Source organism: Methylocaldum sp. (assembly GCF_035627495.1).
Lineage (GTDB): Bacteria > Pseudomonadota > Gammaproteobacteria > Methylococcales > Methylococcaceae > Methylocaldum.
This window is the reverse complement of the sequence record NZ_DASPLO010000223.1, coordinates 1-2,832: the sequence shown is the minus strand read 5'-3', so window position 1 is coordinate 2,832 and position 2,832 is coordinate 1. Positions and strand designations below refer to the sequence as shown.

The window sequence follows — 2,832 nt, the reverse complement described above, 5'->3', positions numbered from 1 at the left end:
GACTCGCACAAGATGACGACCTCCGGCCGAAACGATGCCTCGGTTGGGGGCAAAATAACAACAGTATCCTGATATCGACTCAACAACGGCCCACTCGGGGTCGAATATCGCCGTCTCAAACCGGTTTTTCGAGGTACCCTTCGGCGATTCAAAACCAAAGTGGGTCAGATTTCAGTCGGCGTTGACAGCCCAGACCTCTGACTTTGTCAAAAGCGGTTGTAGGTTTGCATCATCGTCGGTAGCAGAAACACTGAACAGTGGATAGCCACCGACATATTCGACTTGGAGGGCTCGGCAGAACAGTTCGTTCTGAGCAGAGAATTCAAGACATATCCCCTTGCATGAGTCCGCGTAATGTGACCACATTAACGTCGAGTCTGGATGGGTGCTCAGACAGTAGACCCGATATTGGTTTGGAATTGCCTGCTCCATTTCAGATGTCGTCTGATCTATCATCCACTCGACCAACTTCGGGTTGGATCGTAGTTCTTGCTCCCGCCGCAAGTGTTCCGCCTCAGGCAAAGACGTGTTCTTCCGACCGCAGTCGACAAACCAGCGGACTGTGCGTTCGTAGTGTTCGGGATCTTTCAGCCCTGATTTGCTAAAGCACGGCCGGCAGTCCCAAGGGTCATTGAAGTCTCGGGGCCTTGAGAAATAAATAGTGCCCTCGGTGAACATGCGCGCTAAGCGTTCCGGTTTATCGAACGGTTGGTAGTGGCAGAGGCGCTTTATACGAAGGGCGGCGGCCGTTATTGTCTTCATACGCATCCGAATCACCGGAGGTACTGTGGGGGCTAACGCCAGCGTAAGCCGCAAGGCCGGAACGGCGTAGCCGTGCAGGGCTTGTCGGCTTGACGCACTCGTTAGAGCAAAATCAGGCAGTTGGCTGCGGAATGGGCTGCAGAGGCTCAATTTTCTTCCGCTCCCGATGCAGGTTGATAAAGCTACCTGTCAGTATCAAGCCCGCGCCCAAAACCAAAAACTCATCTACACGCTCACTGTAAAGCGCATAGCCAACCAGCGCTATGAGTGGTAAGCGCAGGAAATCTAAGGGCACCACTACCGAGGCATCCGCCAGGGAAAGTGCCCGTACCATGCAGTAGTGCGCACTGAGCCCGGTAATGCCGACCACTATGAGCCAAGGCCAGTGCGCTGCTATAGGGGTAACCCAATTAAACACCGCTGGCACCAAACCTAGAGGGAACTGAATCAACATCATGTAAAAGAGAATGCACAGCGGTGTATCTCGCCCCGCCAGCTTCTTGGTCAGCGTATGAGACAATCCATACGCAAAGGCACCGGCCAGCATTACAAGTGCTGCCGGATGCACAACCGACCAGCCGGGACGAAGGATAACCAAAACACCGACGATGCCCAGAACAACCGCCAGCCCCCGACTCGCGGAGATACGCTCCCCCAGCAGTAGTGCCGCGAACACCACCGTCCAGAGCGGCACGGTGAACTCAATGGCAAACACCGCCGCCAGCGGAATAAACGCAATGGCATAGAACCAACCGAACTGCCCACAAAAGTGAACAAAGTTCCGCCAGAGATGTATTCTAACGTTCCGAAACGAGACCTGCGCCCAACCTACCCTAGTGAGTATGGCCGAGATAACAAGCAAGCCGATGAAGCTGCGGATGGCAAGAAGCTGGAACGTGCCAAAGTTCGCAGAAAGTTCGCGCACCGCAACTGCCATTGCGGAAAATGAGAGCAAAGCGCCGACCATCCAGATGGCAGCAACAACTACTGGGTGGCACATAGGCGTAATTCCTCCTTATCGGGATCTAACGTATTAAGTTGAGCGTCGCGCCGCATCGACATAAGTTATTGGCGCGAGCATTTATTCGCAAGACACCCACCCTGAAATGTTCCATTGCCAGCGTGTACGCTCGAACGCTTAGTTGGGTTGGAATAGACCCGTCGCATGGGAAGGCACAACGCCGAGGACGGGAAGGGAAACACCAATGAGGCGAAGCGACTGAGCGAGCCGTATCAACAAGAGTTATACGGCTCGCTCAGTCGCTTCGCCAAATAACATGTTTTTCCATTTCTGTCCATCGTGCGTGGTTGACTTCCAGTGCGAGAAAAGGACTCTATTACGACCCAACACTTGAGTTCAGCCGCCGGCCCACTTCGGGCCGGTCGGCTGCAACGAATTGTTAGGCCACGCCCACGCAACACTCGTCAACGTTCAAAGAACTTCTGATAGGTAACGCCGTCCAGCTCATCCTCGTAGTACCTTGGCATCTCATAACCGAATCTGTACCCCACCGCCTCGTAGAAGCTCCGCCCGCCTTGGTTGAGCGTTGGCGTGTCCACGTAAATCCCACGCGCGCACTTCTCCCTAGCGTACTCTTCGGCCCGCACCATTAGCGTCGAGGCGATGCCTTGCCGATGATACCGTGGGTCAACAGCCAACCCCTGGATCTGCGCCAGGCTATTCCACTCGTGGAACTGCACATAAACAAACCCCACGACCGCCGCATCCACCAACGAGACATATACGCCATAGATTTCTGGTTGCTGCGAAAAGGCCACGGCGTTCTTCTCCGCCGCCCGCACGTACTGCTCTGCCCACCCGATTCGCTTCAGGATCTCGCGGATCGCCGCGTGATGCTTATGGGAGTAGGATTGAATTGTCACGTTCATCCTAGTGTCCTGTCCCATTAATACGTAGCATAAATCTTTCTTAATTTCTGGGTGTCTTTAGATTTGAGGAGATACCCAATGAAAAACGGCCGCCCGAAAGCCGAACTGGTCATCACACCCGCTGAACGCGAACAACTGGAGGCACTGGTGCGCTCGCGCAGTCTGCCTGCGGCGCTGGTC

The 2,832-nt window shown here is 54.6% G+C and carries 2 protein-coding genes; both read right to left on the bottom strand.

What is annotated here, in order from left to right:
• Positions 1-874: 874 nt before the first annotated feature.
• Positions 875-1,762 (bottom strand): DMT family transporter, encoded by an 888-nt coding sequence (locus VEB01_RS22525; protein ID WP_324879476.1) that lies wholly within the window; start codon positions 1,760-1,762, stop codon positions 875-877.
• A 425-nt stretch (positions 1,763-2,187) separates the two neighbouring features.
• Positions 2,188-2,652 (bottom strand): GNAT family N-acetyltransferase, encoded by a 465-nt coding sequence (locus VEB01_RS22520; protein WP_324879474.1) that lies wholly within the window; start codon positions 2,650-2,652, stop codon positions 2,188-2,190.
• Positions 2,653-2,832: the final 180 nt, after the last annotated feature.

Bases quoted from the DNA above. Each gene is read 5' to 3' on its own strand.
- VEB01_RS22525 (WP_324879476.1), bottom strand. From the start codon at position 1,762: ATGTGCCACCCAGTAGTTGTTGCTGCCATCTGGATGGTCGGCGCTTTG.
- VEB01_RS22520 (WP_324879474.1), bottom strand. From the start codon at position 2,652: ATGAACGTGACAATTCAATCCTACTCCCATAAGCATCACGCGGCGATC.